Origin of the sequence: Kitasatospora sp. NPDC127060 (assembly GCF_042724935.1) — a bacterium.
GTDB lineage: Bacteria > Actinomycetota > Actinomycetes > Streptomycetales > Streptomycetaceae > Kitasatospora.
Genome location: NZ_JBHXEG010000124.1, coordinates 1 through 18333 on the forward strand (window position 1 = coordinate 1; position 18333 = coordinate 18333).

At 69.9% G+C, this 18333-nt stretch carries 19 protein-coding genes and 2 pseudogenes; 8 read left to right on the plus strand and 13 right to left on the minus strand.

The features are described from left to right. The first annotated feature begins 1274 nt into the window (after positions 1-1274). A complete protein-coding gene (locus ACFWIS_RS38360) occupies positions 1275-1631 on the plus strand; it encodes a hypothetical protein (protein ID WP_380454431.1) in 357 nt (118 codons plus the stop codon). A 67-nt stretch (positions 1632-1698) separates the two neighbouring features. Here the strand turns inward: ACFWIS_RS38360 and ACFWIS_RS38365 are convergent, their stop codons facing one another. Both ACFWIS_RS38365 and ACFWIS_RS38370 read right to left on the minus strand, forming a co-directional pair. Then, complete coding sequence (locus tag ACFWIS_RS38365; protein ID WP_380454429.1) at positions 1699-2706, minus strand: S41 family peptidase; 1008 nt, start codon at positions 2704-2706, stop codon at positions 1699-1701. A 442-nt stretch (positions 2707-3148) separates the two neighbouring features. Continuing rightward, a complete protein-coding gene (locus tag ACFWIS_RS38370; protein ID WP_380454427.1) occupies positions 3149-3337 on the minus strand; it encodes a hypothetical protein in 189 nt (62 codons plus the stop codon). Positions 3338-4134: 797 nt separating this feature from the next. On the opposite strand from ACFWIS_RS38370, the gene ACFWIS_RS38375 reads away from it, so the two are divergent. After that, positions 4135-4479, plus strand: coding sequence for a hypothetical protein (locus ACFWIS_RS38375; protein ID WP_380454425.1), 345 nt, complete (start codon positions 4135-4137; stop codon positions 4477-4479). 1087 nt (positions 4480-5566) lie between these two features. On the opposite strand, the gene ACFWIS_RS38380 is transcribed toward ACFWIS_RS38375, so the two are convergent. The 4 genes from ACFWIS_RS38380 to ACFWIS_RS38395 form a co-directional block, all read right to left on the minus strand. Further along, positions 5567-6220 carry an ankyrin repeat domain-containing protein gene (locus ACFWIS_RS38380; protein ID WP_380454423.1) on the minus strand — a complete coding sequence of 218 codons (654 nt, stop codon included), beginning with the start codon at positions 6218-6220 and terminating at the stop codon, positions 5567-5569. A 506-nt stretch (positions 6221-6726) separates the two neighbouring features. Beyond that, the gene (locus ACFWIS_RS38385) at positions 6727-6966 is read right to left on the minus strand and encodes a hypothetical protein (protein ID WP_380454421.1); all 240 of its coding nucleotides are present in this window, start codon (positions 6964-6966) and stop codon (positions 6727-6729) included. A 189-nt stretch (positions 6967-7155) separates the two neighbouring features. Beyond that, on the minus strand, positions 7156-7770 hold the full coding sequence (locus tag ACFWIS_RS38390) for a hypothetical protein (protein WP_380454419.1): 615 nt from the start codon (positions 7768-7770) through the stop codon (positions 7156-7158). A 35-nt stretch (positions 7771-7805) separates the two neighbouring features. Then, a complete protein-coding gene (locus ACFWIS_RS38395) occupies positions 7806-8354 on the minus strand; it encodes a hypothetical protein (protein WP_380454417.1) in 549 nt (182 codons plus the stop codon). A gap of 204 nt (positions 8355-8558) precedes the next feature. On the opposite strand from ACFWIS_RS38395, the gene ACFWIS_RS38400 reads away from it, so the two are divergent. Continuing rightward, complete coding sequence (locus ACFWIS_RS38400; RefSeq protein ID WP_380454415.1) at positions 8559-8789, plus strand: hypothetical protein; 231 nt, start codon at positions 8559-8561, stop codon at positions 8787-8789. 20 nt (positions 8790-8809) lie between these two features. Beyond that, positions 8810-9217, plus strand: a complete 408-nt coding sequence (locus ACFWIS_RS38405; protein WP_380454414.1) for a hypothetical protein — start codon at positions 8810-8812, stop codon at positions 9215-9217. 44 nt (positions 9218-9261) lie between these two features. On the opposite strand, the gene ACFWIS_RS38410 is transcribed toward ACFWIS_RS38405, so the two are convergent. Both ACFWIS_RS38410 and ACFWIS_RS38415 read right to left on the minus strand, forming a co-directional pair. Then, a complete protein-coding gene (locus ACFWIS_RS38410) occupies positions 9262-11262 on the minus strand; it encodes a B12-binding domain-containing radical SAM protein (RefSeq protein ID WP_380454412.1) in 2001 nt (666 codons plus the stop codon). Positions 11263-11393: 131 nt separating this feature from the next. Continuing rightward, on the minus strand, positions 11394-11570 hold the full coding sequence (locus tag ACFWIS_RS38415) for a hypothetical protein (RefSeq protein ID WP_380454410.1): 177 nt from the start codon (positions 11568-11570) through the stop codon (positions 11394-11396). A gap of 501 nt (positions 11571-12071) precedes the next feature. Here ACFWIS_RS38415 and ACFWIS_RS38420 point away from each other — a divergent pair. Together ACFWIS_RS38420 and ACFWIS_RS38425 are read left to right on the plus strand one after the other, a co-directional pair. Next, the gene (locus ACFWIS_RS38420; RefSeq protein WP_380524259.1) at positions 12072-13601 is read left to right on the plus strand and encodes an ISL3 family transposase; all 1530 of its coding nucleotides are present in this window, start codon (positions 12072-12074) and stop codon (positions 13599-13601) included. An 11-nt stretch (positions 13602-13612) separates the two neighbouring features. Beyond that, the gene (locus ACFWIS_RS38425) at positions 13613-14095 is read left to right on the plus strand and encodes a DUF4259 domain-containing protein (protein WP_380454407.1); all 483 of its coding nucleotides are present in this window, start codon (positions 13613-13615) and stop codon (positions 14093-14095) included. Between the two features lie 175 nt (positions 14096-14270). Here the strand turns inward: ACFWIS_RS38425 and ACFWIS_RS38430 are convergent, their stop codons facing one another. Beyond that, positions 14271-14852: a suppressor of fused domain protein gene (locus tag ACFWIS_RS38430; protein WP_380454405.1), complete on the minus strand. Its 582-nt coding sequence runs from the start codon at positions 14850-14852 to the stop codon at positions 14271-14273. 76 nt (positions 14853-14928) lie between these two features. After that, positions 14929-15192 (minus strand): annotated as a pseudogene (locus tag ACFWIS_RS38435) (ATP-binding protein); the annotation flags it as partial. Positions 15193-15215: 23 nt separating this feature from the next. Between ACFWIS_RS38435 and ACFWIS_RS38440 the strand changes: the two are divergent. Both ACFWIS_RS38440 and ACFWIS_RS38445 read left to right on the plus strand, forming a co-directional pair. Next, positions 15216-15485 (plus strand): annotated as a pseudogene (locus ACFWIS_RS38440) (ATP-binding protein); the annotation flags it as partial. A gap of 54 nt (positions 15486-15539) precedes the next feature. Next, entirely contained in the window at positions 15540-15890 is a 351-nt protein-coding gene (locus ACFWIS_RS38445) for a hypothetical protein (protein WP_380454403.1), read from the plus strand. 1 nt (position 15891) lies between these two features. Here the strand turns inward: ACFWIS_RS38445 and ACFWIS_RS38450 are convergent, their stop codons facing one another. The 3 genes from ACFWIS_RS38450 to ACFWIS_RS38460 form a co-directional block, all read right to left on the minus strand. After that, positions 15892-16233, minus strand: a complete 342-nt coding sequence (locus ACFWIS_RS38450; protein WP_380454401.1) for a hypothetical protein — start codon at positions 16231-16233, stop codon at positions 15892-15894. 771 nt (positions 16234-17004) lie between these two features. Beyond that, positions 17005-17217, minus strand: a complete 213-nt coding sequence (locus tag ACFWIS_RS38455; protein ID WP_380454399.1) for a hypothetical protein — start codon at positions 17215-17217, stop codon at positions 17005-17007. A 64-nt stretch (positions 17218-17281) separates the two neighbouring features. Further along, complete coding sequence (locus ACFWIS_RS38460) at positions 17282-18046, minus strand: hypothetical protein (RefSeq protein ID WP_380454439.1); 765 nt, start codon at positions 18044-18046, stop codon at positions 17282-17284. Between the last annotated feature and the right edge of the window lie 287 nt (positions 18047-18333).

Sequence of the window (18333 nt, forward strand, 5' to 3'; positions counted from 1 at the left end):
GGGCCTGGGATTTGGTAACAACAGACCGGCCCTAAAGGGCCTTACCCCCGGCCTGGCGGCCGGGGCGCCGCTGACGCGGCGTCAGCCGGGGGTGACGGCTGCGCCGTCACCGTGCGTGGCGTTGGCCTCGGCTGCGCCTCGGCGGGCGAGTGGGTGGTTGGGGGAATTCGCCTGCGGCGAATTCGTGGGCGCGGCACGCGCCGTTGGGGTGGGCGTGTGGCGTCGCTGCGCTCCGCCTTTCCGGTGGCTTTTTCCCGGGCCTACGGCCCGTCAATCGGTCGGCTTTCCGGTCTTGTCGGGCTGGTGTTTTCACGGCCCTACGGGCCGATTGGCTGGCAGTGTTTCCCGGGCTGCGCCCGGGGGTGAGCGTTGACGATGTGACGCGAAATTCGGGTAGTAGGCCATCCCTCCGGACGGGCGGGGGTGCCGGCCGGGGCCTGCGGCCCTCGGCGTTGACGATGTGTCGCGGACTTCCGGTATCAGTCACAACCCCACCCTCGGGAGCCCCTCCCCGGTCCCGGCTGGTGACCGGTCCGCCGCCTGATTGCTGGGCTGGCTGCCCATCCGGGCGTCCCTGGGGCGGGGCCTGCGGCCCTCGGGAGCAACCTCCGGGCCACCGGTCCGGCTCGGTCTCCCCTGCCTCGGTGGCGGGCCCTCACGGACGCCCCGCGCGGCGGTGGATGACGGGCCCTCAACCGCAGACTCCGGACCGGAATACGAAGCGTATCCGGGAGCGTTTCACCGGCTTCCGCACAGCTCTATCCTACCGGTTCCCTTGCGGGCACTGGGGGCGAACAGGCAACCTCGCGGCAACCGTCCATCCCGGCCCTATCCGGCCGCACTCTCAGCGAGAATAAGAATTCCCTTCCGTTCCCTTTCTGGCCGCAATCAGAAACCCTTTCGTGGCGCAGCGCCGAGAAATCGGATTCAGGCGCGCCGGAAAGGGGCCTGCGGCCCTCCACGCCGACACGGAGACCGCCCTTCAAGACCGCCCAGGAAATCCCGCCCAGCGTCACCCGGGCAATTCCCGGAGCAGCGACACCAAACCGAACACCGGACCAGGACGGCGGCCAGGGCGCCAGGGCGAGGCGCAGCGGGGCGCGGCACCGGGCAGCCAGGGGCGGGCACGGGCACAGCGACCGGACGGCCGAGACAGGCGCAGCAGGACGGCCTGGCGGCCGACCAGGACAGCGGCCAGGGCCCAGCAGCCGGGCGCGGCACCGGGCAACGCGGGCAGGCGGCAGCGGGCCCGAGGAGGCCGGTAACGTGCCCTGGTGACCTCTCCCGCCATACCTGAGCCGTCGCTGCCGACACGGCAGCAGCTGAGGGACCTGCACAACTTCATCGACGGCCAGGCCTACGCCGCCCTCGGCCCCGTCATCCGTATCCCGGGCACACCTCACCCACTACGGGACGAACAGCGCGCCGTCGTCAGCAACGCCGTGAACGCGGTCTTCGCCACCTCCCGGCACCTCTACCAGGCACTGTGGCACCACCTCGACCAAGACCAGCCAGACGCAGCCGCCCACGCCACCTGGGCCGCCCTCCAAGCCCTCGCCACCCCCTGGCGCGACCACCCCGACCTCCCCAACCACCTCCACCCCCTCCTCAACCCCACACCCCACCCCTGACCAACCAGACCAGCCGTCGACGGCCAGGGCGCAGCGGGGCGGTACGAAGGCCAGGACGGCGCCACCACTAGCTCTTGCAGGCGGGTTGGGTCGACAACCAGTCGCTGGCGGCGTCCAGGGTGGGATCGGTGCCCTCGCGGGCAGGAGTGTAGATCTCCCTGTCGGGGCGGATCGGGCCGTCATGGACGTGGCCGGTGCGGTCCGTCTCGGCGGCTTCGGTGAGGACGATGACGGCGCCGTCGGACAGTCGGTGGGGGTCGTTGCCGGTGGGCACCCCGAAGGTCTGCTGGCCGAAGCTTCGGGTGGCCGGCCGGCCGATGAACGCAATGGTGACTGCCTCGCCCGCGCTGCCGGTCCTGCGGGAGGTGAGCACGGCGATCGGCGGGTTGGGGACAGCGAGCGCGGTGACGCCCTCGGCGGAGGCCTGCGGGGTGTCGTCCAGGTAGGGCACACCGCCGCGGATCGACCACACGGCCCGCTTGCCGTCCGGGGTGACGAAGCCGCCGGCCGGGCCGTCCCCGAGGATCGGCGCCGCCACCGCGAGCGGCGCCCACATCCCGCCGCCGGTCTCATCACGCAGATCCACCACCCACCCGCAGGCGCCCGCCCGGTCCGTCTCGGCGGCCGCAATGCGACCCTGGCGGACGTACTCGGAGTAAGTGCGGTCAGAGCCGTTCACCGGGGGAAGGACCAGGTAGCCGATCCGGTTGGGGAGTTGGCGCGCCGTTGGTGCGTTGACGACGTCGGGGTCGCCATAGACCTCGCCGGCCCGGGCGGGTGGAAAGAAGCGACTGTGGTGGTCGCCGAGTGCGACCAGGGCGCCTTCGATGGCGGGATACGTCTCGGCCGGAGTGCGAGCATCGCCGGCGCGGTCGAAGGCCCGGGCACGGACGGCCTTCCAGTCCACCTCGGCCCTGCGCAGCGACTGCTGCTGCATGAGGTCCAGGGCCTCGATGAGGTAGCCGCGAGCCTCGGGTGAGAGGCGGGCGCCCTCCCGCGGCGACGGCGTCGAGGCACAGCCCGCGAGCAGCACTGCAGCACAGGCGGCTATCACCCAGCGGTGTCGTGAACGCATGCATCCCCCTGATCGGTTCGTGTGTCCGCTGATCCTTCCGCCTTCAGGCGGCTTGACCAACAGCCGCCTGTCAATGCCCCACCGAGTCCCGCAGGAACTGGGCTGACGCCCAACCCGGCGTGTTTTCCAGGGACGGGCTTGCAGCCCCCACCACGCCTCCTCGCCGTCCCGGGGCCCCGGGACGGCGCCCAAGACGACGGGCGGGCGAGGCAGGCCAGGGCACGCGCACGGCCTGGACGGCGGGCCCGAGACGGCGGCACCCAGGCCTGGACGGCAGCGACCGAGCAGGGCGCAGCAGGCCCGGACAGCGCGGGGCCCCGCGGCCCCACGCCGGACGAAACCGAACACCGACCCCCGCCACCACAATTCCAACTCGAATTCAAACAACACGGCACCGCAACAAGCCCGAGCGGGTGCGGCCCTACATCGGTTGACTCCGTGCTCAGGGGCTGCCGCCCATCCGGCTGATGAGCCCGTCTCTGGTTATTCCGTGTTCCTGGCCCCAGGCCAGGAGGAGGTCCAGATCTACGGGGTCGGGCAGCTCGTGCAGCGCTTCCTCCGCTTCCTCCGAGTATCCGGCTCTCTGCAGTGTGGCAATGACTTCGCTCCGGCTGTATTCCATGATGATCATCTCGTTCGCCGCAGCCCCCGCACCTCCACTTTCGGCCTTGCTGCTGGCAAAGTCACGAGGGCCCACCCGGGCCCTGGACGGGGTCCCACCGGGTGCAGCGGGACGGCCTGGCGGCCGACCAGGACGGCGACCAGGGCCCGGGCAACGGACCGGCGGGCGCGGCCCGGGCCGGGCGGCAGCGGGCCGCCGAGGCCGGCCAACCGGCGCAGCCCGGCACAACACGAGGTGCAACACACCCACCCACCCCCGCCCACAGCCACATAACACCAGGTCAGACCCGCAACACAGCCCCGCGTTGCACCCCCGCGCAACACCGCGTCGCACCCCGCGTTGCGGTCGGCCACCACCCGGCCGCCGAACACCACCACCAGGACCAGACCGTCCGGCAAGGCTGCCGACAAGGCCGGCCTTCCCGGCAGCCACCGCCCGGCCGTACCCCGCCGCCCAGGACAGCGCGCCCCGGACGGCGGCCCGGACCGCCAGCGCCTGGCGGTCGTCGACCCGGAGGCGGCCACCACCGAGCAGCAGCCGCGGTCCCACCCTCCGGCACCCTGTCGCGCCCCCCACCACACACAGGGGAACAGGGGTATCCGCCCACGTCACAACACGCGACAGCACCCCACCGCGACAGCAGCACGCGGCAGGCAACGCGACAGCCCCCACCCACCACCAGAACAGCGCCGCGACGGCCTCCCGGACATCCTCCAAGGCGGGCTGCAGTCAGGGGTGTGCAGCAAGCTGCGGACTTGAGTATCCGTACTCAGGACGGCCCGGGGGATCCGCGTGAGAATGACCGGATGCCTCAGTTAGTCGTCGACATTCTCGTGGCCGTGGTGCTGACCACCGTGGAGGTGGAGGCACTAGTCCTCGCCTTTTTCGCCATCGGTCTCAAGGGCTGGGCGGCGGACAAAGCAGGTAGGGACACAACCAGCCTGAAGCGAGCCGCCAGTGCGATGGTCGTGGTGTCGTTCGCCCTGCCCCTGGGGTGCGCCTACGGACTGTTTCTGTTGCACCTACCGGTCGCGGCGACCGCCCAGTGCCTGCTGGTGGTAGCCATACCGTTCCTCCCCCCCATCCTGACCGGCGTGAACCGTCTACGTGAAGGCCTCACACGTCGCCGGCGCCGACGTCAGGGGCACTGACGCACCCGGAAACAGGGATGGCCAGGACGACGGTTCCCGGCCAGGACAACGACGGCCCCGGCCGCCCACACCAGGCCCAGAGAAACAGGGCACAGCAGGCCGAGGCGACGGCCGCAACGACGCCGAGGCGGGCGACGGCGCAACGGCCGCCCCACAGGCCTCACAGGCCCACAGAACACCCCGCCACCAGGGAAAACAGCACCCCAATGACACAACCCCCATAACTCCGAACGACGGCCGGGACAGCGGCGCACGGCGGCGCAGCAGGCCGGAGCGAGGCACAGCGGGCCCGGGACGGCGGCGCAGCACCAGCCAGGCACAGCAGGCCCGGGACGGCGGCGCAGCGAGGCGGGCACGGGCACGGCCACCGGGGACGGCGGGCCCGGCCCGAACAACGGCCACGGCCTGGACGGCGGCAACCGGAGTCGGGCGCGGCAGGCCCGGACGGCGCGGGGCCCGACCCCCACCAAACCGAACGCCCACCCCCGCCGCCACACCCCCACCCCGCAATTCCAACCCGAATTCAGACCACCACCAGCAACCAATCCGCCAAAACAACCGGGCGGAAATACCTGGCGGAATTCACCCCCGAAAACAACCCACAACACCAGGCCAACCCCCAAGCAGGCCGACCCGACCCCCAACCCCCACCCACTACCACACACAGTCACCAACCCCCGCCCCGAACACCCACCCCACCACCACCCCGACAGACACAACTAAAGGTCCAGACAACCCGGCATGAGCGGCCATTCCACGCCCACACCGGCCAACAGGTCATACCCGACGGCCCCTCGCCTGCAGCACGCGGTCCTCCCACCACAGATCGTCCTGAGCGGAGACCAGCGCGGCCACCAGCTCGCGCTTCGTCGGGACCGGCAGCACCAGCGGGCCCAAGTCCTTTGCGGCGCGAGCCTGTACGCACTCGGGGCACTCCAGCCGGTCCGGGCCAGCCTTCTCCCGTAGCTCCAGCTTCGAGCCCTCCTTCCCCCCGATCGAGCCCCGGCACGTCCAGCACGGGCGCAGCGCGGCGTTCGCCGCACGGGCGGCGGGTCCGGTGGAACCTCGGGACGGAATGCCTGGCCGGCTACCAGCCGGAGTCGACCAGCACGCAGCTGTCCGGGGTGATGTGGTGGGTGCGGCCTGAATAGCCGACCATCCGGCAGTGACTGGTCACCCTGAGGCGGGGCGCGGTCCCGGCTTCCTCCAGGCGGATGCCGAAGCCGCCGTACATGCCGGGCACGCCGAACCACAGCTTGGCGTCGGACAGTTCGGTCAGGACGCAGACCTGCGGGAGGACCAGCGCCGTCTTGACGGCGTAGTACTCGGTGCGGACCCGGATCAGCGCGTGCAGGAAGTGCTCCATCGCCCGCAGGTCCGGCTCCGGCACCGGGTGCAGGGGCGCCGGTTCCAGCAGTGGCAGCAGGGCGTCACGGCCGAGCCGAACGGCGACGTCGGCGGGGCGCTCCCCGTCCGTCGAACGCAGGGTACGCCAGGAGCCGGCGTCCAACAGCTGCTGGACGACCTCGGCCGGGGCGTCGTGCCAGGCGGCCTGGTGCAGCGGCGCCCAACCGCCGCGGCCGCCGACGCGGCGGGTGTTGGCCAGGCCGGGCGACTTCGTGACGGCGGCCAGCACGGCCGGCCAGTCGCCCCTGTGCGCCGCATCGGACAGCTGGTCCCGCTCGGCCTGGTGAACGTCCTTGTAGACGCCCCGCTCCGCCACGCCGTCCCAATCGGCCATCCGCTCCCCCTCGGTCCGCTGCCGCGCCATGCTAGCCCAGGGGCGGGGACGCCCCCGGCCCCAGCAGGGCAGGCCCCCGGCCCCAGCAGGGCAGGCCCGCACGACGGGCAGACGAACACGTCACACCCTGCGGCCCCTCGCCGGGTAGAGCTTCGCGCGAAGCACGCGGTCCTCCCACCACGGGAACCTCCGGAGCAGACACCAGCGCGGCCACCAGCTCCCGCTTGGACGGGACCGGCAGCACCAACGGGCCCAGCTCCTCCACCTCCCGGTCGGCCGCGCACTGCGAGCACTACAGCCGATCCGGTCCGGCCTTCTCGGTCAGCTCCAGCTCGCTCTGATCCGTCAGCACCCGGCCAGGTCTTCGCCCGCTTCAAGCAATTGCGCATCGTTCACCCGCGCAACCGTAGCCCCAGGCCGCCGACAACGAGACCCAGATCCACAGCTTGGAGCACGACGGCCACCGTCACACCCCCCAGGGGGCGACGGTGGCCGTATGGCGCCTGTCAGGACTCGCGGTTGCCGAGGGCCAGGAGCGTCTCGGGGACCTCCCGCAGTTGCGGAAGCAGCGCGGTCACCTGCAGCGCGGCCTGCTGGGCGCGGGCCTCGGACAATGGCTGGTCAATGTTGGCGGCCCGTGCGTGCGTACGCATCTGGGAGGCGATGCCCGGCAGCAGCTTTACGCCCTCTTCCAGCGAGGTGAGGACCTCGGTCAGCTCGCGGCGCAGACGGCTTGACTCCGTCATTGAGACTCCTGGCGTGCTTAAGGTCTCGACAACCCCGAGCTGCACCAGAGACCCTGTCTTCATGCTCGGCACGCGGCAAGATCACCCGACCGAGCTGGCCCAATCGAACTACCGCGATCGGTATGACACGGCCGACCAGGCCACCGAACCGAAGCCGCCTGGAGCCGCCCGTTGACCGTGCTCGCGGGCTCACTTCCGAACGCTCCTCGACCAGTCACCGTTGAAGCGATAAGCACGGCCATCACCGACCTCCTTCGTCACACGGGGAACAACGTCCTCGTGGTACGGGTACTGCTCCGTCACCGCCGCCAGCAGGAACTCCAGGAAACCGCCCTCGAACACGTCCCATTCCCACATCGAGTGGAACCTGGCGGCCACCGGCCACCGGTCCGGATCCGGGCCCCGCATCAGCCAGAAGAAGTGGTCAGAGCTGTAGTTGTTGCCCCACTTCAGCAGGCCGCCGTCGGCCGGGAACAGCGGATAAGGGCACTCCCTGTAGTCCCCGTCCTGGTAGCGCTCGGCCAACCAGGCACAGTATCCGTAGGGCTCCGTCGTGTCGTGCAGGAACCCCTCGAAGCCGGACGGCACCGCGGGGTGGAGACTGGGGGCGTCCGTCGGTGTATAGATGTGCAGTTCTCCCATGACGCTGACCGACCCGTACCGGTCGGCGAACGCCCGGTAGTCCGCGGGCAGCTGGAACCCGATCGCCGCGGGTGCGAGCTCCCACGGGACCGGGACCACCCCGCCCGCAGGCGGCGGCCCGATCACCACGCCGAGTCGATCCAGCATCTCCTCGATGTCCATGCCCGCTCCCATCGGTCGCCCGTTCCCGCCGGAGGCTATCCGCCTGCGGTGACACCGCAGGCGGTAGGGCCCAGGTCGGCGGTGTCCTGCCTGCAGTCCTCGATGAGCTGCCAGAAGGCGTCTTCGTCCATGCTGCCGAGCATGCCGTAGGGATCTGACAGACCTGCGCCAGCGCCGGTGCTTGATCTCAGCGCGTTGGTGCAGTTAAGGACCAAATGGCACCGCCGCCACCCCGTGGACGCCGTGATCACCGGCATCACCGGCAGCACAGCCGCCACCCAGGCCGCCGTCCTCTCCCGCCCCGGCCACGACGGCCGGCTGCGCGCGGTCAGCCGTGGGTCGGCAGCGGCCCCTGGGTCCTCGACGGCCCGCTTGGCACCGTCGAGCAAGTACGGCTCCGGCGGCCACAGCGACCTGCTAGGGGCTGTGTTGTCTCCTCTCCTCAGCGTCTGGAGGCCGTTGGGGAGCGAGAGCGTCACTTCGTCGACCGCGGTGGCGCGGTGGTCCTCGGCGAGGTCGAGCTCGTGGGCGCGCACAACACGGGCCGCGATGCTCGGATTCCCCATCCGATGATCGCTCGTCACCTGAGCCTCGCCTTGCGGGGGTGTACCGGGGATAAGTGTTGACTCTCTGCCCGACCGGTGATCGGTCGGCACCCGCTCACTCCAGTCGGCCAACCGCGTTCGCGGGCCCGCAGTGTCGGTGGCAGCGTCGTCGGTGGGCCCACCGATCGGCGGCTGGGTCCCCGAGAGACGGAACCGGCGACGGATCCGGGAGAGGAAGTACGCATGGCCAAGGAAGGACTGCGAGTCACCGTCCACGGTGACCTGCCGGCGAAGACGATGGAGCGGATCGCGGACGCCGTGCGGCGGACGGTTCTCGACGAGGTCGCCGAACTCGACCTCGCGCCCCCGCTGCGCGAGGTGTCCCCCGCCGAGGCGGCCCCCAAGCCCGGAAAGCCGGGCGACGCGCTGATCGGTCTGCCGTTCCTCGGGATCATCTTCGACCGGGAGGCGTAGTGGCCGGAGAAGGAGCCCAGGTGGACGCCGGGGGCGGGGCGACCTGCCCCAGCAGCTCCTGCGCCCCCGGCCACCTGCTGCTCGGCATCGTCCGGCCGGACGGGAGCGTCGCCGCACTGCATCCGCCGCTGCCGGTGAGCACCGAGTTCGCCGAGCGCGCGGCGGCCCCCGGCCTACGCCCGCCCGAGGCCCGGTTCCGCTTCGCCGGGCCGTGTGTCGGGTCGGCGTGCCGTCAGTGGGCGGAAGACCGTTGCTCCCTCGGCGACACGGTGTCGGAACTCGGGCGGGCCGAGCGCGCTGCGGGCGGCGAGTTCGCGCCGCCGCCGTGCGCCGTCCGTCCGACCTGCCGCTGGTGGGCCCAGGGCGGCGCCGACGCCTGCCGGGTCTGCCCGCGCATCGTGCACACCACGAAAGTGCCGGCCAGCTGATCAACGCAGGTCAGCCACCCGCGCAGGTCGCCATTGGCGGGTACTCACACCCCGACCAGCCCCTGCCGGCGAAGCACCTCCAGCCCGAAGAGGCCTGCCTTCCTGGGGTCCACGCCTCCCGTGTCGGGACCGGAACGGGCGAACGTCTCGGTGATCTCGTCGACCGACCGGACCCCGTCGCAAAGCTCCAGCAGCCGGGCCGACAACTGGCTGAGGGAGACGTAGGCGGCCTCCCCGTCGTCCTTGGTGATCCTGGCCAGAATCGAAGTCCCACCGGGCAGACGGGCGATACCCTCCCGCCTCCGCAGACAGCCGATCAGTTGCTCGTAGTCGACCGCGAGCTGGTGGAGCGAGACGCTGGCGGGGATGTGCGGTACCCCGGCGCCGGGGGACCCGCCGCCCGGCGCCCCGTCGGCCGGCTTCCGCAGACGGACCGCGCGTTCGAGCCCGACCATCTCCAGGATGCCTGAATGAGCGGGGTTCGTGGCTGGCGTGAGGTAGTCGGTCTCCAGGAACTCGAACAGCTCGTCCGGGAAGTCCGGGTGCGCGTAGTAGGCGGACACGTCGAAGGAGGAGGACCAATCCCGACCGCCGCGCAAACGTCGCCACCCGCGCCAGGCGTCGAAGACGGTCAGCAGGTCGCCGCTGTCCTGGTGCAACGCGATCAGCAGCCACCGGAAGCGCCGGATCCCGACGAGCATGAACTCCCGGAGCTCCTTGAGGTAGGACTTCTCCAGCCACGGGGTGGGTACGGTGTAGAAGTTGGGGAAGACCTCCGGATGCGCCGCGATCATCTCCCGATCCTCGGCGTTCTGCTGCCAGCCCTGGTGGGACATGTCCGAATAGATCCCGTCCAGCGTGAGCTGGTCGGCGTAGCGGCGCTGGATCGGAGTGTCGGCCAGCGGCGCGAGGAGGTGCAGCTGCGGTTCGACGTGGTCGAGGCGCAGCGCGTCCATCAGGAACGCGGTGGTCCCGCGCAGGTCCTCCATGGTCTCTTCCGGGAAGCCGGTGATCAGAGAGGCCGCCGTTTTGATGCCGTGCCGATCGGCGCATTCGAGCCGCGCCATCGCCTCGTGGAGGTCGATCCGCTTCTTGACGATCTTCTGTAGCCGAGCGGAACCGGTCTCGATGCCGAAGAAGATGCCGCGGCAGCCCGCGCGGTGCATCAGCGCGATGAGCTCGTCATCGACGCAGTCGGTGCGGGCACTACAGGACCACTGGAAGCTCTCGCCGGCCTCCAGCAGCGTCTCGCAGAACTCGACGACCTTGCGCCGGTCCACTGTGAACATGTCGTGGACGAGGTCGAAGGCGGTGATCCCGTACTCCCGCCGCACCTGCCGCATCTCGTCGAGCACCCGCCCTGGCGACTTGAGGCGGAAGCGGCGCCGGAAGAAGTCGTTGGTGGAGCAGAACTCACAGGCGAACGGACAGCCGCGACCGAGTTCGATCGAGACGTCGCGGCACTGGTCGATGTACGGGTAGCGGTGGAACGCCGGTGTCGGCAGAGCGTCCAGGTCCTTGACTACCGGTGCGTTCGGGTTCCGCTCCACCTGGGCGCCGACCCGGAAGGTGAGGCCGGCGATTGCGGTGGTCGGAGCGTCGGCGTCGAGCGCGTCCAGGAGCAGCGGCAATGTCTCTTCTGCTTCGCCGCGCACCACGTAGTCGACGAAGGGGAACGCCCGCATCGACGGCACGTCCACCACCGAGGCCTGCGGGCCGCCCAGGACCATGACCGAGTCCGGCCTGGCCCGCTTGACGCTCTCGGCAATGCGGAGGGTCAGGGGATAACTGCTGCAGATCGTGCTGAATCCGTAGACGTCGACGGGCAGCGCCTCGAGTCGCTCGGCGGCGAAAGCGGCGAACTCCATCGGTGCTTCGTCGGCGTGCTCCTCGCCGTCGGGCTCCCGGCGGAGGAAGTCGTAGTACCAGCGGTTGAGATCGACGATGAGCGGTTGCCTGCCTCCCTTCTCCAGCACCGCAGCCAGGCTGAGAACGCCCAGGGGTGCGTTTTCGGAGATCATCTGCATGGCTCGGTTCTCGGCCACGGAGGCGTCCTCGTACTCCGTCACCGTCGGCGGGCTGATCAGACACACTCTCAACTCTGCGATCCCTTCTGAAGGCGGCCCCGCCAGCGTGCGCCCGGCGGGGCCTGGGGGACTTCCTGCGTGTCGGGCGGCTAGAAGCCGACCGACACGGTGACCGACACCTTGACGTTGGCCTGGGCGTCCTTGTCCTTCATGGAATCGACGATGTTGTTCCGGAACTTCTCCTGGAGGGCGGCGAGTTCGGTCTTGCTCAGCCCCAGGTCGGGAATGGCGACGACTACTTGCTGGGCGGGAGTCTGCTCAGTCATGTTCGCTTCCTTCGGTGCGGGCGGTCGGTGGACGTCCCGAGACTCGGGCCACCAACTCGGTGCGTATGCAAACAGGGTGGTTTGCCCGGATCCGAAGGGCTGCTGAATCCGCCGCCTGTGGGCGTGGCGGTCGGCGTACCGTGTGCACGTGCTCCGCCCCTTCCGCTGGGTGGCAACGGCCAGGGTGGGGAATCGGTGTTGTTGCGTTTCGAGCGGACGATGCTGGACGCCAGCGAACGCATGACCTGGTGCGGCGGATGGCAAAGGAGAAGAACAGCGGACATGTGGCTTCGTTCACGTGAAGTGGTTCTGGCTCAACTTCCGTGACCTGTGCACGGTGAGTGACGATGTGGCCGTGCGGTCGGCGGCGGGAGGTTGCCTGAAAATCGCCAGCGGCCGGGCCGGGATGGCCGACGCTGCGGGACCGTGGACGATCTGGTGCCCCGCTTGGAGGGGCTGCTGTTTCCGTCGGTCGCGGGTGTCGCGGTGCTGTCGGTCGACGTGGACGTCGAGTCGGTGAACGTGAGGGTCCAGTCTTCGGCGGCGGGTTACAGCTGCCCGGGGTGCGGGGGCTGGTCGACCCGGGTGCACAGCTGTTACCTGCGATTTCCCGTCGACGGGCCGGTCGGGGGGAGACGGGTGCGGCTGAGCCTGCGGGTGCGGCGCTTCGTGTGCGTCAGCTCGTCGTGCGCGAGGCGGACATTCGTCGAGCAGATCGCGGGGTTGACCCGGCGCCACGGCCGGTGGACCGAACGGCTGCGGGCGGTGCTCGCCTCGGTCGGTCTGGCGATGGCCGGCCGGGCCGGTGCCCGGCTGGCCGGGGTGTTCGGGGTGTCGGTGAGCCGGAGCACGGTGCTGCGGATGGTCGAGGAACTCCCCGATCCGGAACCGCCGAGCCCGCGGGTGGTGGGCGTCGACGAGTACGCGACGCGCAAGGGCCGCGCCTACGGGACGGTGCTGGTCGACGCCGAGACCCGCCGGCCCGTGGACCTGCTGCCCGACCGGGAGGCATCGAGCTTGGCGGCCTGGCTGGCCCAGCGGCCGGGCGTCGAGGTGGTCTGCCGTGACCGCGCGCCGTTCTTCGCCGAGGGCGCCACCGCCGGAGCGCCGCAGGCCGTCCAGGTCGCGGACCGCTGGCACCTATGGCACAACCTCAGCGAGGCGGCCGAGCGGGCCGTCACCCGCCACCGACAGTGCCTCCGCGCGGTAACTCCAGATCCAAGTCCGGCCGTTACCACCGAACCCGTACTCCAGGAGGAGAACGCGGACCAGCCCTGGCCGACGGGGTTCCGGTTCGCCGACCGCACCCGGGCCCGGCACGCCGCGGTGCACGCCCTGCTGGCTGCGGGACACAGTCGGCGTGCCGTCCAACGGCAGCTCGGCATGACTTACCGCACGGTCAAGGCTCTGGCCGACGCCGCGACCCCGGAGGATCTCTTCCAAGGCCAGTGGCAGAACCGACCGTCTGTCCTCGACGACTACAAGCCCTACCTCGACGACCGCTGGAGCGAGGGCTGCACCAACGCCTGGAAGCTCTGGGAGGAGATCATCCCGCTCGGCTACAAGGGCAGCTACCAGCGCGTCCGGGCCTACATCCGGCTCAAACGCACCTCGCCACAGCCGGTGACCGCACCGCCGCCATCGCCTCGCACCGTCGCCGGTTGGATTCTCCGGCGGCCTACGGCGCTGTCCGAGGCCGAGCAGATCCGGCTCAAGAGCTTCCTGGCCCACTGCCCCGAGCTTGACGCCCTGACCCGGCACGTCCGCTCGTTCGCCGTCATGCTCACCGAGCGCCAGGGCGAGCGCCTCCCCGCTTGGCTCGACGCGGTCCGCCAGGACGACCTTCCCAGCCTCCACACTCTCGCCGCCGGCATCGACCGCGACTGGGACGCCGTCATGGCAGGACTCACCTTCCCCTGGAACTCCGGCGTTGTCGAAGGCCACGTCAACCGGATCAAGATGCTCAAGCGCCAGATGTTCGGCCGCGCGGGTTTCGCGCTCCTGCGGAAACGGGTCCTGCTGGCCTCATGACAGCTTTGTCGGTGGCCGCTGCGATGATCGCCGCACAGCGGCGCGAGGAGATCATCATGGGAACCTGGGACATCGGCCCGTTCGAGAACGACATGGCCGCAGACTTCGCCTACGCTCTGGACGAAGCCGCCGAGGACGAGCGCGAGACCCTGGTCCGGACGACGCTGATCCGCACCATCCAGACCCGGGACTACCTAGAAAGTCCTGAGGGGGCTGAGGCCGTTGCCGCCGCCGCTCTCGTCGCCGCCCAGTGCCCGGGCGGTGAACCAATCAGCACAAGTTACGGCCCCGACGAAGCCCTTCCGATCTTCGCCATCGATCTTCGGTCGCTCGCTGTCGAGGCGCTCGACCGCGTGGTTGCCAAGGAGTCGGAGCTCGCCGACCTCTGGGACGAGACAGTGGACGGACCGAAGTGGCGGCAGACCGTCAGCCGCATCCGCGCCGTCCTCGCACCCGAGCCTGAGCCTCAGGAAGACCCGCTCTTCGAGCTCTAACCGAATAACCCAGCGTTACCGGTCACGGAAGTTGAGCCAGAACCCGCGAACGGGCAGCGTTTGTCGATGAGTTTGGGCAGCAGTTGGTGATCACCGTGCCTCAACATGTTCACGAGATTTGACGGCAGTTGAGGCATCCCCGGCTGGCTCTCATGCCGATGCTGTGCTCGGGGGCTCAGGCGACAGACGGCCGCCTCGGGTCGGTCGGGACGATGGCCTGCTCGTCGAAGAGCTGTTCAAGGGCTTCGTGGCCGTGCTCGCGGCGGTATGCCATCTCGGCTGCGGTGACCGGTAGGACCCAGAGGATGCGGGCATGGCCGTCGGGAAGCGGGCAGTGCTCCAGGCCGGGACCGTGTAGGTAGGGGAGGCTGATCAGCAGGTGATCACAGTGGGAGCCGGGTAGCCACGGCTCCCCGATGGCCAGGCTGTGCTCAAGATCGAGGTGGTGATCGGCGTGGTAGTAGGCGGTCATGGCCAGAAGGTCAGCGAACCGCTCATCGCGGACCGGCGCGGTGAGGAGGAATTCGAGGCCGTGACCGCCCGCCTCGGCCGTGGACCAGCAGCCGGCGGTGATGTAGGCCCAGCTGTCGGCGCGGGGTCCTGGGCTGACGGTGAGGATCCTCAGATCCGCAACTGCTTCCCTCCGCCCGGGGCCCAGGTCGTAGTCGTCGACCGTGATCGTGTGGCCGGTGAAGAAGCCGCGAACGTGGGCCTCGATGCTTGCGATAGACCGCTTGCTGCGCTGGCTCTTGAACATGCTGGAGAGGATCTCACGGCCGGTCTGGCGTCCGGCCGTGAGTCTGCCCCGCCGCGGGCGGGGCAGACTCACGCGTTCAGCCGACCTTGGCGGGCGTTTCGGTCCGTGCCCGGGTGCTGGCGAGGCGGTAGGAGTCGGTGCCGGTCTCGATGATGGTGCCGTTGAAGGTGAGGCGATCGACGATGGCCGCGCAGAGGCGGGGGTCGGTGAAGGTCTTGGTCCAGCCGCCGAAGGACTCGTTGGAGGCGATGGCGACGCTGTTCTTCTCCTCGCGTTCGGTGAGGACCTGGAAGAGCAGTTCGGCGCCGTGGCGGTCGAGTTCCATGTATCCGAGTTCATCGCTTTATGCGGATATCCGCATAGATCGACGAGGTCGGCTACCTGCCCCTGGAGCGCGACGAGGCGAACCTCGTCTTCCAGATGATCTCGAAGCGGTATGAGAAGGGCTCCATCCTGCTGACCTCGAACAAGAGCTTCAGTGAATGGGGACAGGTGTTCAGCGACGAGGTCCTGGCCACCGCCATCCTCGACCGCCTCCTGCACCACTGCGAGATCATCGCCATCAACGGCCCCAGCTACCGCCTCAAGAACCGACTCACCGCCATCGAAGGCGGCGCCAGCGCAGTCGGCTGACGAACCCGCAGCCCCGCCGTCCCTGCCCGCTGCCCGCTGCCCATAATCATCACTATGCAGTTCACCTCCGGCGGCACCGACGGCCCGCGATTCGACCAGGACGGGTACGACCTGGACCTGGGCAACAACGTCGGCGGCTTCCTCCACTCGGCATTGAGCGCCCCGGACGTCGCCCAGGCCTTCTATGCGGCAGGCTGGCGGGTGCGCAAATCCAGCTGGACCGAGTTCGAGGTCGAGCACGCCTACGCCGAGCTGGAGCTCTTCCCGGCGACACCCGTGCGATTCAGAGGCGTCGTGGTTCCCGAACGAATCGACGAACTCCTGTCCGCATTCACCACTCTCGGACTGTCCTACACCGTCGAACTGGAAGACCAGGACGGCGGCGAGACCATCTACCGGTCGTGAGTCACACCCAGCCTGACAAGCCATCAGCTCTGCACGTCTGTCCGTACGCACCTCTGCACCTCAGGTAGTACGCCGACAGGTAGTAGAGATGCAGGCCGAACTCCCGGCACCGGCCCTCCGAGGGCCTCCACGTGTTGTTGCCTCGCCCGCCGGACCACGTGCGGTGCTCTACGTCCTCGGTAACGCTGAGCAGAGCCTGCGTCACCTCCTCAGCGTCCATCCCGAAACGCAACGGCCCCACAGCCGTGAACGGCTCCAGCATCCACTGCTGACGCTCCTCCTCCGGCCGGACATGCCACCATCCCTTGAACATGATCAACACCCTCCCCGACACCACCGACATCCGCAGGCATCCAGGACACCGCCCAGCCTGAACCTCGAGCGCAGCGGACGAGCCGGGACAGCCCGACCCGGCGGTCGGCCAGCCGAGCACTCCCGGACAGCGCCCGGACGTTCTCCAGGGCGGCCTGACGGCCACCCAGCCGCCCAACCGGGACAGCGGCGCAGCGGGACGACGGACAGCCCGGGACAGCGGCCAGCGAGGCCCGGACGGCGGCGCAGCGAGGCAGACAGGGCAGCACGCCGGACCCGGGACCGGCAGCGGCACCCATCCCGAACGGCGCGACCCGGACGGCGGCGCGGCCAGGACGGCGGACCCGGAACGGCGGCAGCCGAGCAGACACAACAGGCCCCCGGGACGGCGCGGGGGCCGCGCACCGCCCCGGCGGCGCAGCACCAGCCAGGGCGCAGCAGGCCCGGGACGACCCGGACGGCGGGCCCGGGACGGCACCACCCAGCCCGGACCACCAAACCGAACACCGACCCCGCCACCACCCCGCCCACCGCAATTGAGACCCGAATTCAGACCGCTACCGACAACCAATCCACCAAAACAATCAGACGGAATACCCGGCGGAATTCACCCCCGAAAACAACCCACAACACCAGACCGACCCCCCAACCGGCCCGACCCGACCCCCCGACCCCACCCACCACCACACACAGTCACCACACCAGCCACCCGACACCACTCACCCGACACCCCCACAGGCACAACCAAAGGTCCAGACAACCAGCCGTGCGAGGCCATTTCACGCCCACCACGGCCAACAGGTCACACCCGCCGGCCCTTCGCCGGGTAGAGCTTGGCGTGCAGTAGCCGGTCTTCCCACCACGGGTCATCCGGGGTGGAGACCAGCGCGGCCACCTGCTCGCGTTTGGTCGGGGCGGGCAGCACCAGCGGGCCCAAGTCCTTCACGGCGCGGTCCTGTTCGCACTGCGGGCACTCAAGCCGATCCGGGCCGGCCTTCTCGGTCAACTCCAGCACCGAACCCACCTCCCTCCCCCCGATCATTGGGCCAGCGGGTCGGCGCACAGTCGCAGTCCGCCTGTCAGAAGGACGGGTTGTCGGGGTCCCCATCGCCCTCGGGCCAGGACGGACCGGTGATGTACGGGCTGCGGTCGTCGTCGCCGGGCCGGGCGAGACCAGTCGTGTCGTGGCCCCAGGCAGTCAACACGTCAAGGGCCTGCCAGCGCCGCCACCGCGTATCGCACGTGAGCAGGAGACGGCGGGCGCGCTCGGCCAGCCCGTCGCGCTGCCCGGCCAGGCCCGGGTGCTCGGCGAACGCCAGAGCGGCGCACAACGCCTCCTCGGCGACCGTGGCGTCGGGGTCGTCGAGGAACGGAGCCACCGCCTGGAACAGCACTGGCCTGAGGGCACGCACGGCCGCCATGGGCGGGTAGCCCTGCAGGAAGTCCTCCTCGGAGTACCGCTGATGGGCCGCAACACAGGCGTCGTCACTGTCCCAGGCGATACCGGCCAGCCAGCCCAGCAGCAGAGCACAGACTTTGTCCGCCGCCCCACGGTGGTGCTCAGCGCGGCGGGCCAGGACCGCCGCGACACACAACGCGACCGGCGCGGTCGCCTCGTAGATCGTGTTCTGGTGCTGCACCGGCTCCAGCGCATTGAGCACCCGCCCGGTCTCCTCCACGGTCAGGTCCGGGTTCAGCAGCGGAGCCAGTACCCGGGCAAGCCCTTCCCCGGTCCCGTACGCGGTACCCAGCGAAGGCCAGTCCGTACCCCGCAACACCACCCACGGCTCCGGCAGCACATCGGACGCGTGCAGACCGGGATACGAGTCGGAAATCGTCGTCACCCGCCGCACCATACGACCGACCACCGACACCCCTTGGCCGTACAACCGCCAGGTGTCGAGGGCGACCGGGAAGGTGGAACTGCCTCCAGGTTCCGCTGTTCTCCGCGAGGCTGGGCCCATGGTTTCTGCGCTCTTCCGTGTCTCTCCAATCACCGGGGAGACGACCTCCTCGTTGGTCGGCCGGGCCGCTGCCCGCGTGGAAGTCGCGGTAGAACGCCGAGCTCCAGAAGCCGCGGTCGGCGATGACCAGGGTGTCCGGTCCGACCGAGCGGGCAAGCGGCTCCGCC